Origin of the sequence: Micrococcus sp. (genome assembly GCF_030523875.1) — a bacterium.
GTDB lineage: Bacteria > Actinomycetota > Actinomycetes > Actinomycetales > Micrococcaceae > Micrococcus.
The window spans coordinates 962-16332 of record NZ_JAUNHR010000040.1 but is presented as its reverse complement, the minus strand read 5'-3'; the positions used below and the strand labels follow the sequence as shown (position 1 = coordinate 16332).

Genomic DNA, 15371 nt, shown 5'->3' with positions numbered 1-15371 from the left:
TACGGGTAGCCGAAGCCCAGGGACCACAGGGCGGCGGCGTCGGCCTCCTGGACCGCGTCGTCGACCTTGTTGGCGGCCACGATCACGGGGCGGTCCTTGCGGCGCAGCATGGACACCACGGCCTCGTCCGTCGCCGTCATGCCCACGGTGGAGTCCACCACGAACAGCACGACGTCGGCGACGTCCACGGCCAGCTCGGCCTGGTCGGCCACGCGGCGGTGGATGCCCTTGGCGTCGTGCTCCCAGCCGCCGGTGTCCACCACGGTGAACGTCCGGCCGTTCCACTCCGCCTCGTAGGAGACGCGGTCGCGGGTCACGCCCGGCACGTCCTCCACGACGGCCTCGCGGCGGCCGATGATGCGGTTCACCAGCGTGGACTTACCCACGTTGGGCCGGCCCACCACGGCGAGCACGGGCGGGGCGGGGGCGTCGGCCCCGGGGCCGTCCTCGTCCTCCCAGTCCTCGAGGAGGGCGGCGTCGTCCTCCTCGAGGTCGTAGTCGCCGAGGCCGGCGCGCAGCGAGGCCGCCCGGGCCTCCGCCTCCTCGTCGGTCATGGCGGCCAGACGCTCGGCGACCTGGTCCTCCCCCGCGGGGGTGTAGTCCTCGTCCTCGGGGCGGTGCGTCGTCTCGCTCATCGGCCCTGTCCCTTCACGGCCGGGATCCCGGCCTGGTCCTCGACGGCGGCCAGGACGGCCGCCACGGTCTGCTCGAAGTCGAGCTCGGTGGAGTCCACGAGCGCCACACCCTCGGCGGGGCGGTCGAACGTGGACACGGTGGAGTCCTGGGCGTCGCGGCCCGCCACCTGGCGGTGCAGGGTGCCGGCGTCGCGCTCCCCCGCGCCGGCCCGGCGCAGCTGGCCCGAGCGCCGCGCCAGGCGCGCCTCCTCGGAGGCGGTGAGCAGGACGCGCGCGTGGGCGTCCGGGGCCACGACGGTGGTGATGTCCCGGCCCTCGGCCACGATGCGGCCGGCCGCGGCGATCGCCTCGCGCTGCCGGCGCTGCAGCTCCTGGCGCACGGGGATGACGACGGCGACCGTGGACACGGTCTCGGTGACCCGGTCCTCGCGGATCGCCGCCGTGACGTCCACGCCGCCCACGGCCACGCGCTCCACGTCGGGGTCCGTGGACTGGTCCAGGTCCATGGCGCGGGCCGCGACCGCGATCGCGTCGGCGTCGTCCAGGTCCACGCCCGTCTCCAGCACGTGCCACGCCACGGCGCGGTACATGGCGCCCGTGTCCAGGTAGGCCGCGCCGAGACGGCGCGCCACGGCCTTGGACACGGACGACTTCCCGGACCCGGAGGGCCCGTCCACGGCCACCACGAGGGCGGCCGACTGCTCAGTGTTCCCGGTCATCGCTCAGACCACCTTCCATCCGGCGTCGGTCAGGGCCGACACGAGTTCGTCTCTGCGTCCCGGCAGCACCGAGACGTCCACCATGCCCACGCGGTACCCGGAGGCGTGGTCCAGGCGCATGTCCTCCACGTTCACGCCCGCGCGGCCGATCTCCTCGAAGAGCGCGGCGAGCTGCCCCGGGGTGTCGTCCACGATCACCGTGACCAGGGCGAAGGCCTGCGGCGGGGCGCCGTGCTTGCCCGGGATGCGGGCCCGCCCGGCGTTGCCCTCGGCCATCAGCTGCGCCACGTCCAGGCGCGCTCCCGGCGCGGTCGGCGCCTCGAGCGTGGCGATCAGCCGCTCGACGTCCGCCCGCAGCCCGTGGAGGGCGGGCACGATGTGCTCCGCGTTGCCCGCCAGGATCTGCACCCACAGCTGCGGGTCGGAGCCCGCGATGCGGGTGGTGTCCCGCAGGCCGTTGCCGGCCAGGGCCAGGGAGGCGTCCGCCGCGTCCTGCAGCCGCGAGGCCACGAGGGAGGCCGCGATCTGCGGCAGGTGCGAGATCAGCGCCACGGACGCGTCGTGGGCGGCCACGTCCATGCGGTGCACCGTGGCCTGCAGGGCGCGCGCCACGGCCTCGCCCGCGGCGAGGGCCTCGGGCCGTGTGTCCGGGCTCGGGCACAGCACCCACGGGCTCGCCGTGAACAGCGTCCCGCGCGCGGCCACGGGCCCGGAGCGCTCCGAGCCGGCCATCGGGTGCGTGGGCAGGTAGCGGGCGACGTCGTCGTCCGCGATCACGCCCCGGGCGGCGGCGCCCCGCACCTGCTCCAGGATCAGCCCCTTGATCGAGGCGATGTCCAGCACGAGCGCTGCGGGCCACCGGCGCAGGGAGTCCACCACCACGTCCGCGGTCACGTCCGGCGGGGCCGCGACCACCACGAGGCCCGGGGCCAGCGAGGCGTCCTCCGGGTCCGCGGCCCGGCCGGCCCCGATGTCCTCGGCCACGGCCTGCGCCGAGGGCGAGGGGTCCGCGAGCAGCACCTCCGCGCCCGCCGTGCGCAGGCCGAGGCCGATCGAGGTGCCGAGCAGGCCCGTGCCGCGCACGAGCACCGGCTGCGGCACCCCGCCCGCCGCGGCCCCGCTCACAGGCCGACCAGGGCCTTGAGGTGGCCCAGCTCCTGCGCGCTGAGCGCGCGCACGGTGCCCTGCTTCTGGTCGCCGAGCAGGATCGGGCCGACCTTGACGCGCACGAGGCGCTCCACGGGGTGGCCGATCTCGCGGAACATGCGGCGCACGATCCGGTTGCGGCCCGAGTGCAGGACGACCTCCACGAGCACGTGGCCCGGCGTGGAGTCCACGAGCTTGAAGGAGTCCACCTTCGCGACGCCGTCCTCCAGCTCCACGCCCTCGCGGAGCATGTTGGACACGCCCTTGGCGAGCGGCCCGCGCGTCTGCACCAGGTAGGTCTTGGGGACCTCCCAGCTGGGGTGGGTGAGGCGGTTGGCGAGCTCGCCGTCGTTGGTGAGGATCAGCAGGCCCTCGGTCTCGTTGTCCAGGCGGCCCACGTGGAAGAGGTTCTCCTGGCCCGGCTTGAGGTACGTGGCGATCGAGGGGCGGCCCTCGGGGTCGATCATCGTGGAGATGACGCCACGGGGCTTGTTGAACACGAAGTACTGCTTGGTGACGTCCGTCTGCACGGAGATGCCGTCCACGTGGATGCGCGCGGTGGCGGGGTCCACGCGCACGCCGGGCTCGGTGACGACGACGCCGTCCACCTCCACGCGGCCCTCGGCGATCAGGTCCTCGCACACGCGGCGCGAGGCGACGCCGGCGGCGGCCAGCACCTTCTGGAGGCGCTCGCCGTCGGCGACGTGGATCTCGTCCAGGTTCTTGGCCTTGGCGCGGGCCTCGCCGGCACCGCGGCCACGGCGGCCCCGCGGGGCGGCGTCGGCGGCGGCCTCGTCGAAGGCCGGCTCCTCGCGATCGCGGCGCGGCCGACGGCGGGGGCCGAGGTTGCGCTGGAAGTCTCGCTCCGCGAACGGTCCCCCGCGGCGTCCTGCGGCGGGGGTGCGTCCGGAGCCTCGCGGCTTGCGGCTGTCCATGGTGACGGGGTCCTTCCGGTCTCCTCCCCGGCGGGCGCGCGTCAGCACGCCGGACGGGGTGGGGTGATGGGATCGTGGCGGCGGCCTGGTGGCGCCGCGTCCGGGCGGCGGTCGGCGCGCCCATCCGCCCATTCTCGCAGATCCCGGCCCGGGATGCTCAGGCGGGGCCGGTCACGGGGCGCCGCCCCGGCTGATCAGCTCGCGGGCGAGCTGCCGGTAGGCCTTGGCGCCGTCATGGTTCTCGGCGAAGATCGTGATCGGCGTGGCCGCCACCGTGGCGTCGGCGAACTTGATGGAGCGCTTGATCACGGTCTCGAAGACGCGGTCGCCGAACCCGTCCACCAGCGATCCCACGACCTCCTTGGAGTGCAGGGTGCGCTGGTCGTACATGGTGGCCAGGACGCCGTCGATCTCCAGGTCCGGGTTGAGCCGGTCCTGGACCTTCTCGATGGTCTCCACGAGCAGCGCCACCGCGCGCAGCGCGAAGAACTCCGCGGTGAGCGGGATGATCACGCCGTCGGAGGCGGTCAGGGCGTTGACGGTCAGCAGGCCGAGGGAGGGCTGGCAGTCGATCAGCACGACGTCGTAGTCGTCCCTGACCTGGCGCAGCGCACGCTCCAGGACCTGCTCGCGGGCCACCTCGTTGACCAGCTGCACCTCGGCGGCGGAGAGGTCGATGTTGGCCGGCAGCAGGTCCATGTTCTCGAACTCGGTGGACACGATCGCGTCCCGGGCGCCCACCTTGCGCTCCATGAGCACGTTGTAGACGGTCACGTCCATCGCGTGGGGGTCCGCGCCGAGTCCGGCGGAGAGCGCGCCCTGGGGGTCGAAGTCCACCATCAGCACGCGCCGGCCGTAGCCCGCAAGCGCGGCGCCGAGGTTGATCGTGGAGGTCGTCTTCCCGACGCCGCCCTTCTGGTTCACCATCGAGATCATCCGGGCCGGGCCGTGGGAGGTCAGCGGCGCGGGCTCGGGGAAGTCGTGCTTGGGGCGGCCCGTGGGGCCGAGCACGGGCTCGCCGTGGATCGTCATGACGGGGATCGGGTCCTGGGGGGTCACGGCGGCGCCGTCTCCTTCCACGCTGGTTCTGTGGCGCCCGGTCCGGCGGTCCCCGCCCCGTCGTCGGGGCGGCCGCCGCGGGCGTCCTGCTCGGGCTCCACCCTAGTGCCTGGGCCCGCCGCGGCGGCGGAGGGACGCCGTACGACGACGGCCGGGGCCGGGACGGAAGGGAGTTCCGTCCCGGCCCCGGTCGGGTGGGTGCGACGCGCGGCGGCGGTGCGGTCCGGGGGTCAGTGACCCACGCGGCCGGTCGCGTCGGTGCGGCCGTCGGCGGCCAGGGACACGTTCAGGCTCGAGACCGGGTGCCCCTCGTAGGCCTGCTCGGCCGCGGTCGGGGAGGCGTGGGGGTCGAACTCCTCGCCGCCGTGGCCGATCACCATGGCCTCGTCGAACTTGAGGCGGCCGGAGAGGACCTCGCGGGCGCGGGCGCCGTCGAGCTCGCCGACCCACTTGCCGATCAGGAGGGTGGCCACCGCGTTGCCGGTGAAGTTGGTCAGGGCGCGGGCCTCGGACATGAACTTGTCGATGCCCACGATCACGCCCATGCCGCCCAGCAGCTCGGGGCGGTGCGCCTGCAGGCCCGCGGCCAGGGTGGCCAGGCCGGCGCCGGTGACGCCGGCGGCGCCCTTGGAGGCGATGATCATGAAGACCAGCAGGCCGATCTGCTCGCCGAGGTTCATCTCCATGCCCATGGCGTTGGCGACGAAGAGGGCGGCCATGGTCAGGTAGATCGCGGTGCCGTCCAGGTTGAAGGAGTAGCCGGTGGGCACGGTGACGCCGACCACGGACTTGTCCACGCCGGCGTGCTCCATCTTGGCGATCAGGCGCGGCAGGGCGGACTCGGAGGAGCTCGTGGCGAAGATGAGCAGGTACTCGCGGCCCAGGTACTTCATGAGGGAGAAGACGCTCAGGCCGGTGACCACCTTGAGGAGGGTGCCGAGCACCACCACGATGAACACGATGCAGGTGGCGTAGAACGCGCCCATCAGGAGGAGCATCGCGCCGATCGCGGACCAGCCGGTGGAGCCCACGACGGCGGCGATCGCGCCGAACGCGCCCAGCGGGGCGATCCACATGATCATCATCAGGATGCGGAACACGACGCCCTGGACGAGGGTCAGGCCGCGCAGCAGCGGGGCGCCGGCCGGGCCCATCTGCTGCAGGGCGAAGCCCACGAGCAGGGCCACGAACAGCGTGGGCAGCACGGGCATGGAGCCCGGGATGATGTCCAGCAGGAACTGGACGGTGGAGTTCAGCTCGGCCTTGGGCTTGTTGGGGTCGTAGGGGGTGAGCTTGAGGCCCTCGCCGGGGTGCACGAAGTTGCCCACCACGAGGCCGATGGCCAGCGCGAACGTGGACATGGTGATGAAGTACAGCAGGGCCATGCCGCCGACCTTGCCGACGGTGGCGGCCTTGGCGATCGAGCCGATGCCCAGCACGATCGTGCAGAAGATGACCGGGCCGATCATCATCTTGATCAGGGAGACGAAGCCGTCGCCCAGGGGCTTGAGGGACTTGCCGAACTCGGGGAACAGCAGGCCGACGGCGGCGCCCAGGATGACCGAGGCGATCACCATGATGTACAGCCAGTGGGTGCGGTCCCTCTTCTGCCGCACGGGCGGGGTCGCGGTGTCCGCGGGGACGGGGTGCGCCATCGCACGCTCCTTCTAGACGGGTACGGGGGCACGCCACCGCGGACGGCGGCGATGCACCCACCCTCCCGCCTGGCGTGGCGCCCGTCACGCTTGCGTTCATAGTGGTCACGGACACGGATCCGGGGCACGATCGAGGGGCCCGCCCCACCCCGCCGCCGGACCGGAAGGAGCCCCGCGCATGCGCCACCCGTGGTCGATCGCCCGCCGCATCGCGGCCGCGATGCTGCTCCTCTTCTCGGTCATCGCCCTGCTCAGCGGGTGGGCCGCCTACCTGCAGGCCCGGCAGACCGCCATCGACGTCGAAGGGCGCCATGTGCTGGGCGTCGCCTCGCTCGTGGCGCAGGAGGAGGCGGTGGTGCGGGCCGCCGGCTCGCCCGCCACGGCGCGCGCCCTGCAGGAGCGCATCCCCGCGATCATGGACCGGGCCCGCGTGTCCTGGATGACCGTCATGGACCCATCCGGCATGCGGCTGGCCAGCTGGCACCCCGACCAGGTCGGGGTCCCCTACCCCCTCCCCGTGGACCGGGCGCTGGCCGGCGACTCGTGGACCGAGGTCTCCACCACCGGCGCCGCGGGCCGGTCCGTGCGCGCCGTCGTCCCCGTGCACGACCCGGCCACGGGGGACGTGGTCGGCGTGCTCACGATGGGCGTCCAGGTGTCCGAGCTGGAGATCGTCACGGCCGCGCAGCTGCCCCGCCTCGCGCTCTCGTTCGCTCTCACCGCCACCGTGGGGGCGGTCACGGCGTACGCCGTGGGCCGCTACCTGCACCGGGTCACCCTGGGCCGCGGCCCCGAGGACCTCGCCGAGGCCTTCCTGCTGTCCGAGGCCGCCATGGACGCCATGGGCGCCGGCGTCGTGGTCCTCTCCCCCGACGGACGGGTGCGCCAGCACAATGCCGCTGCCGGCCGGCTGCTCGGCCTGCCCGCCCGGGACGAGGCCGGCGCCGCCGCCGGGTCGCCCCGCGTGCCCGCCGCCCTCGAGGACGCCCTCGACCGGCACCCCGAGGCCGAGTTCACCGCGGAGCTGGACGGGCGGCTGGTCGTGGTCCAGCAGCGCCGGGTGCAGCGGCCCGCGCCGCGCCGCGGCGGGGCGCTCGCCCTGGCGGCACGGGAGGGGGTGGCCCCCGCCCCAGCGGGGACCCGCGTGGTGGTGCTCCACGACCGCACCGACCTGCAGCGCCTCAGCGACGACCTCACCCTGTCCCACACCCTCACCGCCGCCCTGCGCGCCCAGACCCACGAGCACGCCAACCAGCTCCACACGGCGCTGGCCCTGGTCGACGCCGGCAGGCTCGAGGCCGCCCGCGGCGTCCTGTCCCGGCACGGCCGCCCGGACGAGGACGCGGACGACGTCGTGACGGCCCTCCTGGAGGCGAAGCGGGCCCAGGCGGCGGAGCGCGGGGTCGCCCTCGAGCACGCCGTCCGCATCGACGCCCCCGTGCCGCTGCCCGCTCTCGAGCTCGTCACCGTGGTCGGCAACCTGGTGGACAACGCGCTCGACGCCGCCGCCGACGGGCCCGCGGACGGACGGTGGGTGGACGTCTCGGTGACCAGCGACGTCGAGGGCCTCGTCGTGCAGGTGGCCGACGGCGGGCCGGGCCCCGGGGCCGGCCCCGAGCTGCTCTTCGAGCCCGGCTACTCCACCAAGCCCGCGCCGGCCGCCGGCCGCGGGGTCGGGCTGGCGCTCGTGCGCTCCACGGCGCTCGCGGCCGGGGGCGTCGTGGACGTGGCCACGGACTCGGGCACGGTCTTCACGGTGGAGGTCCCCGCCGCGGAGGCCCCGGGGAGTGCCGCGGGGGCGCGCTCATGAGCTCCCCCCGCGCCTACCGGGTCCTGGTCGTGGAGGACGAGGACGTCACGGCCGCCCTCTACGCAGACCACGTCGCCCGGCTGCCCGGCTTCGTCCCCGCCGGGCGGGCGGCGTCCGTGGACGAGGCCCGTCGCCTCGTGGCCGCGGCCCTGGACCGGGACGGGCGCTTCCCGTTCGACGTGGTCCTGCTGGACATGAACCTGCCCGACGGGCACGGGCTGGACCTGCTCGCGCAGCTGCGGGCGGCCGGGTTCGAGGGCGGGGTGCTGGCGCTGACCGCGGCGACCGAGCTGGCCGTGGTGCGCCGCGCGCTCGCGCTGGGCGTGGTCCAATACCTCGTCAAGCCCTTCGGCTTCGACGAGCTCGCCGCCCGCCTCACCGGCTTCCGCTCCGCCGCCGCGCTGCTGGCCGGGGACGGCCGGCTGGGCGGGCAGGAGCAGATCGACGACGTGTTCCGCGTGGGCCGGCACCGCGGTGCGGAGGAGCTGCCCAAGGGCCTCACCGACGGCACGCTGCGGACGGTGGTGGACGCCGTGCACGACGCCGGCGCGGGGCTCAGCGCCAGCGAGGTGGGCGAGCGGCTGGGGATGTCCCGGGTGACCGCCCGGCGCTACCTCGAGCACCTCGTCGCGCTCGGCCGGGTGGATCGCCGAGCCCGGCACGGCGGACGCGGGCGTCCCGAGCAGGAGTACGTGTGGGCGCCGGGGGCCGGCCCGCGCTGACGGCCGCAGTCCCGGCACGCCGCCGGGCCCGGGCGGGGGGCGGGGCCGGGGGGGCGGCGCGCAGGGCGCCGCACGGGAGGTCAGCGGCCGGGGCGCAGCAGCGGGTGCAGCTGCTCCAGAACGGCCGGGTCCTCGATGGTGGAGGGCACCGAGTACTCCTCGCCGTCGGCCATCTGGCGCATGGTCTTGCGCAGGATCTTGCCCGAGCGGGTCTTGGGCAGGGCGTCCACCACGGTGACGTCGCGGAAGTCCGCCACGGGGCCCACCTCGCGGCGCACCGACTGGCGCAGGGCGTCCAGCAGCTCCGTCTCCGCGTCCGAGCCCGGCTCGGGGACCTCGACGCCGGACTTGAGCACCACGTAGCCGGAGGGGCGCTGGCCCTTCAGCGGGTCGGCGACGCCGATCACGGCGCACTCGGCCACGGCCGGGTGGGCGGCCAGGGCCGCCTCCAGCACGCCCGTGGACAGGCGGTGGCCCGAGACGTTGATGACGTCGTCGGTGCGGCCGAGGACGAACACGTAGCCGTCCTCGTCCAGCACGCCGGAGTCGCCCGTGGCGTAGTGGCCTGGGAAGGCGGAGAGGTACGAGTCCACGTAGCGCTGCTCCGCGCCCCACAGGGTCGGCAGGGTGCCGGGGGGCAGGGGCAGCCGGACCGCGATGTTGCCCTCGGTGCCCGCGGGCACCTCCTCGCCGAGGCCGTCCAGGACCACGAGGTCGAAGCCCGGGCTGGGCACGGAGGCCGAGCCCACCTTGACGGGCAGCTCCTGCAGGCCCACCGGGTTGGCGGCGATCGCCCAGCCGGTCTCCGTCTGCCACCAGTGGTCGATCACGGGCATCTCCAGGAGCCCCTCGATCCACCGCTGCGTCTCCGGGTCCAGTCGCTCGCCGGCCGCGAAGAAGTGCCTGAGCGAGGACAGGTCGTGGGCCTTGAGCATCTCGCCCTCGGGGTCGGCCTTGCGGATCGCGCGCAGCGCGGTGGGGGCGGTGAAGAAGGAGCGCACCCCGTGGTCCTCGATCAGGCGCCAGAAGGCGCCGGCGTCCGGGGTGCCGACGGGCTTGCCCTCGTACATCACGGTGGTGGCGCCGGCCAGCAGCGGGCCGTACACGATGTAGGAGTGGCCGACCACCCAGCCCACGTCCGAGGCGGTGCACATGGCCTGGTCCGGACCGACGTCGTAGATGTTCTCCATGGTCCAGCGCAGGGCCACGGCGTGGCCGCCGTTGTCGCGCACCACGCCCTTGGGCTTGCCGGTGGTGCCGGAGGTGTAGAGCACGTACAGCGGGTCCGTGGCGGCGACGTCCACGCACCCGGCCGGCTCGGCGTCGGCGACGGCGGCGCCCCAGTCCTCCCACGCGGCCCCCCCGCGCTCGGCGACGTCCGCGAGCGCGGTCTCGAAGCCCTCGCGCTCGTGCACCAGCACGGTGCGCACGGGGTGGGAGGCGGTCTCGAGGGCCTCGGCCACGGCGGGCAGGTACTCCACCCGGCGCTTGGGCTCGATGCCGCCGGTGCAGGTGAGCACGACGTCGGGGGTCGCGTCGTCGATGCGGGCGGCCAGCTCGCGGGGGGCGAACCCGCCGAAGACCACGGAGTGGATCGCGCCGAGGCGGGCGCACGCCAGCATGGCGATCGGCGCCTGCGGGATCATCGGCAGGTAGACCAGGACCCGATCCCCCTTGCCGACGCCGCGCGCGGCCAGCGCGCCGGCGAGCACGGCCACCTCGTCCCGCAGCTGCGCGTAGGTGAACCGGGTGACCTCGCCGGTCATGGCCGAGTCGTGGACGAGGGCGAGGGCGTCCCCGCGGCCGGCGTCGACGTGCCGGTCGAGGCAGTTGTGCGCGGTGTTCAGGACGCCGTCGGGGAACCAGCGGTAGATCGGGGCGTCCGGGTCGTCGAGCGCGCGGGTGGGAGCGACGGTCCAGTCGATCGCCCGGGCGGCGTCGAGCCAGAACCCCTCGCGGTCCGCCAGCGAGCGGACGTGGGCGTCGGAGTAGGAGCCGGTGGAGGTGGGTGCGTCGTGGGTCGCCATGAGCCGAATCTAGTGTCCGACATCACAGAAGGCAAGGGATGTGTATACATGACGCCCTGCGACGGTGGGCCCTCCCCCGCGCGGTGCCCCCCGCCGGACAACCGGCTCCCCTCCCACACCTGCCCTGCACGTGCGAGCGGACGCCACACCGTGCCCGGCGAGCCCCTTCCCTCCCCCGCCGCCGCATGTATACAGTGTGGCCATGCGAGCGAGTGAGCGTGCCTACGCGGCCCTGCGCGAGGAGATCCTCGACTGGGACCTGCCCCCGGGGGCGGTCCTGGGCGAGGTCGAGCTCGCCGAGCGCCTGGGCATCTCCCGCACGCCCGTGCGCGAGGCCCTCTCCCGACTGGTCTCGGACGGCCTGGCGGAGCAGGCCCCCGGGCGCGGGGTCGTGGTCTCGGACCTGACCCTCGAGCAGGCCGAGCACCTCTTCGACCTGCGCATCGCGCTCGAGTCCCTGCTCGCCCGCCGCGCCGCCCAGCGCGCCACCCCCGGCCAGGCCGCCGCCATGGGCGAGCTGGCCGAGCGGTTCGCCGTCGCGGTGCCGCACCTCGAGGCCGGTCGGGACCCGGCGGACTACTACCGCCTGACCAAGGCGCTCGACGCCGGGCTGGACGAGGCCGCGGACAACCCGTACCTCGTGTCCACGCTGCGCACGCTGCGCCTGCACCTGGCCCGGCTGCGCCGGCTCGCCGCGCACGACCCGGCGCGCCTGGCCACCTCCGCGGCCGAGCACGCCGACATCGCCGCCGCCGTGGCGGCGGGCGCCGCCGACCTGGCCGACGCCACCACGCGGGTGCACCTGCACCACGCCTTCAGCCACCTCACCCGGCACGGCCGGGCCGAGGACCCCACCGCCCTGCTCACCACCACCGAAGGAGACCGCCCGTGAAGAACCACGACGTCCGCGTCCATCCCTCCGCCGACAACCTGGCCCGCGAGGACCAGCTCGCCTGGAAGCTCGCCGAGGTCGCCGTCGACCCGGTGGAGGTCCTGCCCGAGGTCGAGGAGATGATCGTCAACCGCATCATCGACAACGCCTCCGTGGCCGTGGCCTCCCTCAAGCGCGGCCCGATCGTGGCCGCCCGCGCCCAGGCGCTGTCCCACCCCGTCTCCACCGGCGGCGCCGGCGCCACCGTGTTCGGCGTGGACCACAAGGTCTCCCCCGAGTGGGCCGCGTGGGCCAACGGCGTGGCCGTGCGCGAGCTCGACTACCACGACACGTTCCTGTCCGAGGAGTACTCCCACCCCGGTGACAACATCCCGCCGATCCTCGCCGTCGCCCAGCACGCCGGCCGCTCCGGCCGCGACCTGATCCGCGGCATCGCCACCGGCTACGAGGTCCAGGTGGACCTGGTGAAGTCCATCTGCCTGCACAAGCACAAGATCGACCACGTGGCCCACATCGGCCCCTCCGCCTCCGCCGGCATCGGCACCCTCCTGGGCCTCGACGCCGAGACCGTCTTCCAGGCCATCGGCCAGGGCCTGCACACCACGACGGCCACCCGCCAGTCCCGCAAGGGCGAGATCTCCACCTGGAAGGCCCACGCCCCCGCGTTCGCCGGCAAGATGGCCGTCGAGGCCGCCGACCGCGCGATGCGCGGCCAGACCTCCCCCGTGCCGATCTACGAGGGTGAGGACGGCGTGATCGCCTGGATGCTCGACGGCAAGGACGCCCACTACGTCGTCCCGCTGCCCGAGAAGGGCGAGGCCAAGCGCGGCATCCTGGACACCTACACCAAGGAGCACTCCGCGGAGTACCAGGCCCAGGCCTGGATCGACCTGGCCCGCAAGCTGCACTCCAAGCACCCCGAGGCCACGGACCCGGAGAACGTGGAGAAGGTGCTCATCAAGACCTCGCACCACACCCACTACGTGATCGGCTCCGGCGCGAACGACCCGCAGAAGTACGACCCCACCGCCTCGCGCGAGACCCTCGACCACTCCATCCCCTACATCTTCACCGTGGCCCTGCAGGACGGCGCCTGGCACCACGTGGACTCGTACGCCCCCGAGCGTGCGGGCCGCGAGGACACCGTCGCCCTGTGGCACAAGGTGACCACCGTGGAGGACCCGGAGTGGACCCGCCGCTACCACTCGAACGACCTCACCGAGAAGGCGTTCGGCGGCGCGGTGGAGATCACCCTGACCGACGGCACCGTGATCACGGACGAGATCGCCGTGGCCGACGCCCACCCGCTCGGGGCCCGGCCGTTCGCCCGCGAGCAGTACATCCAGAAGTTCCGCACCCTCGCCGAGGGCATCGTCACCGCCGAGGAGCAGGACCGCTTCCTCGACGCCGTGCAGCGCCTCGCCGAGCTCGGCCCGGGCGAGCTGGACCAGCTCAACGTCCAGGCCGATCCGGCCTTCCTCTCCGAGGCCGACCTCGCCGCCGCTCCGAAGGGCCTGTTCTGATGCTGTACGCCAAGAAGACCGCCGCGCAGAAGCGCGTGGACCTGCGCGAGACCCTCAAGCGGGGCGGCGCGCAGCAGTTCCCCGGCGCCTTCACCCCCCTGTCGGCGAAGCTGATCGAGGAGAAGGGCTTCCCGGGGGTCTACATCTCCGGCGCCGTCCTGGCCAACGAGCTGGGCCTGCCCGACGTCGGCCTGACCACGCTGACCGAGGTCGCCGCCCGCGGCGGGCAGATCGCCCGCCTGACGGAGCTGCCGTGCATCATCGACGCGGACACGGGCTTCGGCGAGCCGATGAACGTGGCCCGCACGATCCAGGAGCTCGAGGAGGCCGGCCTGGCCGGCTGCCACATCGAGGACCAGTTCAACCCGAAGCGGTGCGGCCACCTCGACGGCAAGAACATGGTGGACCTGGACACCGCGGTCAAGCGCATCGCCGCCGCGGTGGACGCCCGCCGGGACCCGAACTTCCTGATCATGGCGCGCACCGACCTGCGCGCCGTGGAGGGCCTGGACGCCGCGATCGCCCGCATGAAGGCGCTCGTGGAGGCCGGAGCGGACGCGATCTTCCCCGAGGCCCTCAAGGACATCGGCGAGTTCGAGACCGTGTGCCGCGAGCTCGAGCCCCTGGGCGTGCCGGTGCTGGCCAACATGACCGAGTTCGGCAAGTCCGAGCTGTTCACCCGGGACCAGCTGGCCGACGCCGGCGTGTCCATGGTGATCTACCCGGTCACCCTGCTGCGCGCGTCCATGGGCGCCTCCGAGCGCGTGCTCGACGCCATCAAGGCGGAGGGCACCCAGCAGTCCCAGGTGGAGCAGATGCTCACCCGGGCCCGCCTCTACGAGCTCGTGGACTACGAGGCGTACAACGCCTTCGACACCGGCATCTTCAACTTCGACGTGCCGACGCTGGACATCGACTCCAACAACGCCAACCTCTGACCCCGTCACCGCGGCCCGCCCCGCCGGGGCGGGCCGCCTCCCCCTCAGGAGGGACATCATGACCGACACCGAGATCAAGAAGGGCCTGGCCGGCGTCGTGGTGGACACCACCGCGATCTCCAAGGTCAACCCCGAGACCAACTCCCTGCTGTACCGCGGCTACCCGGTGCAGGACCTCGCGGCGCACCTGCCGTTCGAGGCCGTCGCCCTGCTGCTGTGGACCGGCGAGCTGCCGTCCGACGCGGAGCTCGAGGAGTTCCAGGAGTTCGAGCGCGGGCACCGCACCCTCGACCCCAAGGTGAAGCAGGCGATCGACCTGCTGCCGACCGACTGCCACCCCATGGACGTGGGCCGCACCGCGGTGTCCGTGCTGGGCGCGAACCACCCGAAGGCGGAGGACTCCTCTCCCGAGGCCGAGCTGGAGAAGGCCAAGGCCCTCTTCGCCGCGTTCCCGGCCGTCGTCGCCTACGACCAGCGCCGCCGCCGCGGCCAGGACGTCGTGGAGCCGAACCCGGACCTGGACTACTCCGCCAACTTCCTCTGGATGACCTTCGGCGAGGAGCAGCCGGAGGAGGTCGTCGACGCGTTCCGCGTGTCGATGGTCCTCTACGCCGAGCACTCCTTCAACGCCTCCACCTTCACGGCGCGCGTGATCACCTCGACGCTGTCCGACCTGCACTCGGCCGTGACCGGCGCCATCGGCGCCCTCAAGGGTCCGCTCCACGGCGGCGCGAACGAGGCCGTCATGCACACCTTCGACGAGATCGGCATCCGTGAAGAGGAGTCCCGCGAGGACGCCGCCGCCCGCTCGAAGGCCTGGATGGAGGACGCCCTGGCCCAGAAGAAGAAGGTCATGGGCTTCGGACACCGCGTGTACAAGAACGGCGACTCCCGCGTGCCCACCATGAAGGCCGCGCTGGACCGCATGATCGAGCACTACGGCCGCCACGAGATGCTGGGCCTGTACGACGGCCTCGAGCAGGCCATGGACGAGGCCAAGCAGATCAAGCCGAACCTCGACTACCCCGCCGGCCCGACGTACCACCTGATGGGCTTCGACACCGAGATGTTCACGCCCATCTTCATCGCGTCCCGCATCACCGGCTGGACCGCCCACATCATGGAGCAGCGCGCCGCCAACGCGCTGATCCGCCCGCTGTCCGCCTACGACGGCCCGGACCAGCGCGAGCTGTCGGCGTCCTGACCGGCCGAGCACGCCGTTCGGGGGCGGGTGCGCTCGCCATTGGCGGTGCACTAAGCCCGGGGCCCGCCCCCACCCGCCGGGGGGTGGCCGGGGGGGCGGCGCCCGG

13 protein-coding genes are annotated in these 15371 nt (G+C 73.7%); 6 read left to right on the top strand and 7 right to left on the bottom strand.

The window, feature by feature from the left end:
* The 6 genes from Q4D18_RS06855 to Q4D18_RS06830 all read right to left on the bottom strand — a co-directional run.
* A partial coding sequence (locus Q4D18_RS06855; RefSeq protein ID WP_303126763.1) for a GTPase occupies window positions 1–635 on the bottom strand: 635 nt, incomplete at its 3' end.
* Window positions 632–1354, bottom strand: coding sequence for a (d)CMP kinase (cmk, locus tag Q4D18_RS06850; protein ID WP_303126762.1), 723 nt, complete (start codon window positions 1352–1354; stop codon window positions 632–634). The genes cmk and Q4D18_RS06855, both read right to left, overlap by 4 nt.
* Window positions 1355–1357: 3 nt before the next feature.
* Window positions 1358–2479 carry a prephenate dehydrogenase gene (locus Q4D18_RS06845; protein WP_303126761.1) on the bottom strand — a complete coding sequence of 374 codons (1122 nt, stop codon included), beginning with the start codon at window positions 2477–2479 and terminating at the stop codon, window positions 1358–1360.
* On the bottom strand, window positions 2476–3435 hold the full coding sequence (locus Q4D18_RS06840; RefSeq protein WP_368389636.1) for a pseudouridine synthase: 960 nt from the start codon (window positions 3433–3435) through the stop codon (window positions 2476–2478). The genes Q4D18_RS06845 and Q4D18_RS06840 overlap by 4 nt, the downstream gene beginning before the upstream one ends.
* A 171-nt stretch (window positions 3436–3606) precedes the next feature.
* On the bottom strand, window positions 3607–4467 hold the full coding sequence (locus Q4D18_RS06835; RefSeq protein WP_303126769.1) for a ParA family protein: 861 nt from the start codon (window positions 4465–4467) through the stop codon (window positions 3607–3609).
* A 257-nt stretch (window positions 4468–4724) separates the two neighbouring features.
* Window positions 4725–6149 carry a cation:dicarboxylase symporter family transporter gene (locus tag Q4D18_RS06830; RefSeq protein ID WP_303126759.1) on the bottom strand — a complete coding sequence of 475 codons (1425 nt, stop codon included), beginning with the start codon at window positions 6147–6149 and terminating at the stop codon, window positions 4725–4727.
* A gap of 178 nt (window positions 6150–6327) precedes the next feature.
* On the opposite strand from Q4D18_RS06830, the gene Q4D18_RS06825 reads away from it, so the two are divergent.
* Entirely contained in the window at window positions 6328–7959 is a 1632-nt protein-coding gene (locus Q4D18_RS06825; RefSeq protein ID WP_303126758.1) for an ATP-binding protein, read from the top strand.
* Window positions 7956–8681, top strand: coding sequence for a response regulator (locus tag Q4D18_RS06820; protein ID WP_303126757.1), 726 nt, complete (start codon window positions 7956–7958; stop codon window positions 8679–8681). The genes Q4D18_RS06825 and Q4D18_RS06820 overlap by 4 nt, the downstream gene beginning before the upstream one ends.
* 80 nt (window positions 8682–8761) lie before the next feature.
* Here the strand turns inward: Q4D18_RS06820 and Q4D18_RS06815 are convergent, their stop codons facing one another.
* The gene (locus Q4D18_RS06815; protein WP_303126756.1) at window positions 8762–10708 is read right to left on the bottom strand and encodes an AMP-binding protein; all 1947 of its coding nucleotides are present in this window, start codon (window positions 10706–10708) and stop codon (window positions 8762–8764) included.
* A gap of 202 nt (window positions 10709–10910) precedes the next feature.
* Between Q4D18_RS06815 and Q4D18_RS06810 the strand changes: the two genes are divergently transcribed.
* The 4 genes from Q4D18_RS06810 to Q4D18_RS06795 are packed head-to-tail and all read left to right on the top strand — an operon-like array spanning window position 10911 to window position 15265.
* Complete coding sequence (locus tag Q4D18_RS06810; RefSeq protein WP_303126755.1) at window positions 10911–11600, top strand: GntR family transcriptional regulator; 690 nt, start codon at window positions 10911–10913, stop codon at window positions 11598–11600.
* Entirely contained in the window at window positions 11597–13123 is a 1527-nt protein-coding gene (locus tag Q4D18_RS06805; RefSeq protein ID WP_303126753.1) for an MmgE/PrpD family protein, read from the top strand. Before Q4D18_RS06810 ends, Q4D18_RS06805 begins: the two co-directional genes overlap by 4 nt.
* Entirely contained in the window at window positions 13123–14061 is a 939-nt protein-coding gene (prpB, locus tag Q4D18_RS06800; protein WP_303126752.1) for a methylisocitrate lyase, read from the top strand. The genes Q4D18_RS06805 and prpB overlap by 1 nt, the downstream gene beginning before the upstream one ends.
* Window positions 14062–14119: 58 nt before the next feature.
* A complete protein-coding gene (locus Q4D18_RS06795) occupies window positions 14120–15265 on the top strand; it encodes a bifunctional 2-methylcitrate synthase/citrate synthase (protein ID WP_303126751.1) in 1146 nt (381 codons plus the stop codon).
* The last annotated feature ends 106 nt before the right edge of the window (window positions 15266–15371 follow it).

Bases quoted from the DNA above. Each gene is read 5' to 3' on its own strand.
- cmk (WP_303126762.1), bottom strand. From the start codon at position 1,354: ATGACCGGGAACACTGAGCAGTCGGCCGCCCTCGTGGTGGCCGTGGAC.
- Q4D18_RS06840 (WP_368389636.1), bottom strand. From the start codon at position 3,435: ATGGACAGCCGCAAGCCGCGAGGCTCCGGACGCACCCCCGCCGCAGGA.
- Q4D18_RS06835 (WP_303126769.1), bottom strand. From the start codon at position 4,467: ATGACGATCCACGGCGAGCCCGTGCTCGGCCCCACGGGCCGCCCCAAG.
- Q4D18_RS06830 (WP_303126759.1), bottom strand. From the start codon at position 6,149: ATGGCGCACCCCGTCCCCGCGGACACCGCGACCCCGCCCGTGCGGCAG.
- Q4D18_RS06825 (WP_303126758.1), top strand. From the start codon at position 6,328: ATGCGCCACCCGTGGTCGATCGCCCGCCGCATCGCGGCCGCGATGCTG.
- Q4D18_RS06820 (WP_303126757.1), top strand. From the start codon at position 7,956: ATGAGCTCCCCCCGCGCCTACCGGGTCCTGGTCGTGGAGGACGAGGAC.
- Q4D18_RS06815 (WP_303126756.1), bottom strand. From the start codon at position 10,708: ATGGCGACCCACGACGCACCCACCTCCACCGGCTCCTACTCCGACGCC.
- Q4D18_RS06810 (WP_303126755.1), top strand. From the start codon at position 10,911: ATGCGAGCGAGTGAGCGTGCCTACGCGGCCCTGCGCGAGGAGATCCTC.
- prpB (WP_303126752.1), top strand. From the start codon at position 13,123: ATGCTGTACGCCAAGAAGACCGCCGCGCAGAAGCGCGTGGACCTGCGC.
- Q4D18_RS06795 (WP_303126751.1), top strand. From the start codon at position 14,120: ATGACCGACACCGAGATCAAGAAGGGCCTGGCCGGCGTCGTGGTGGAC.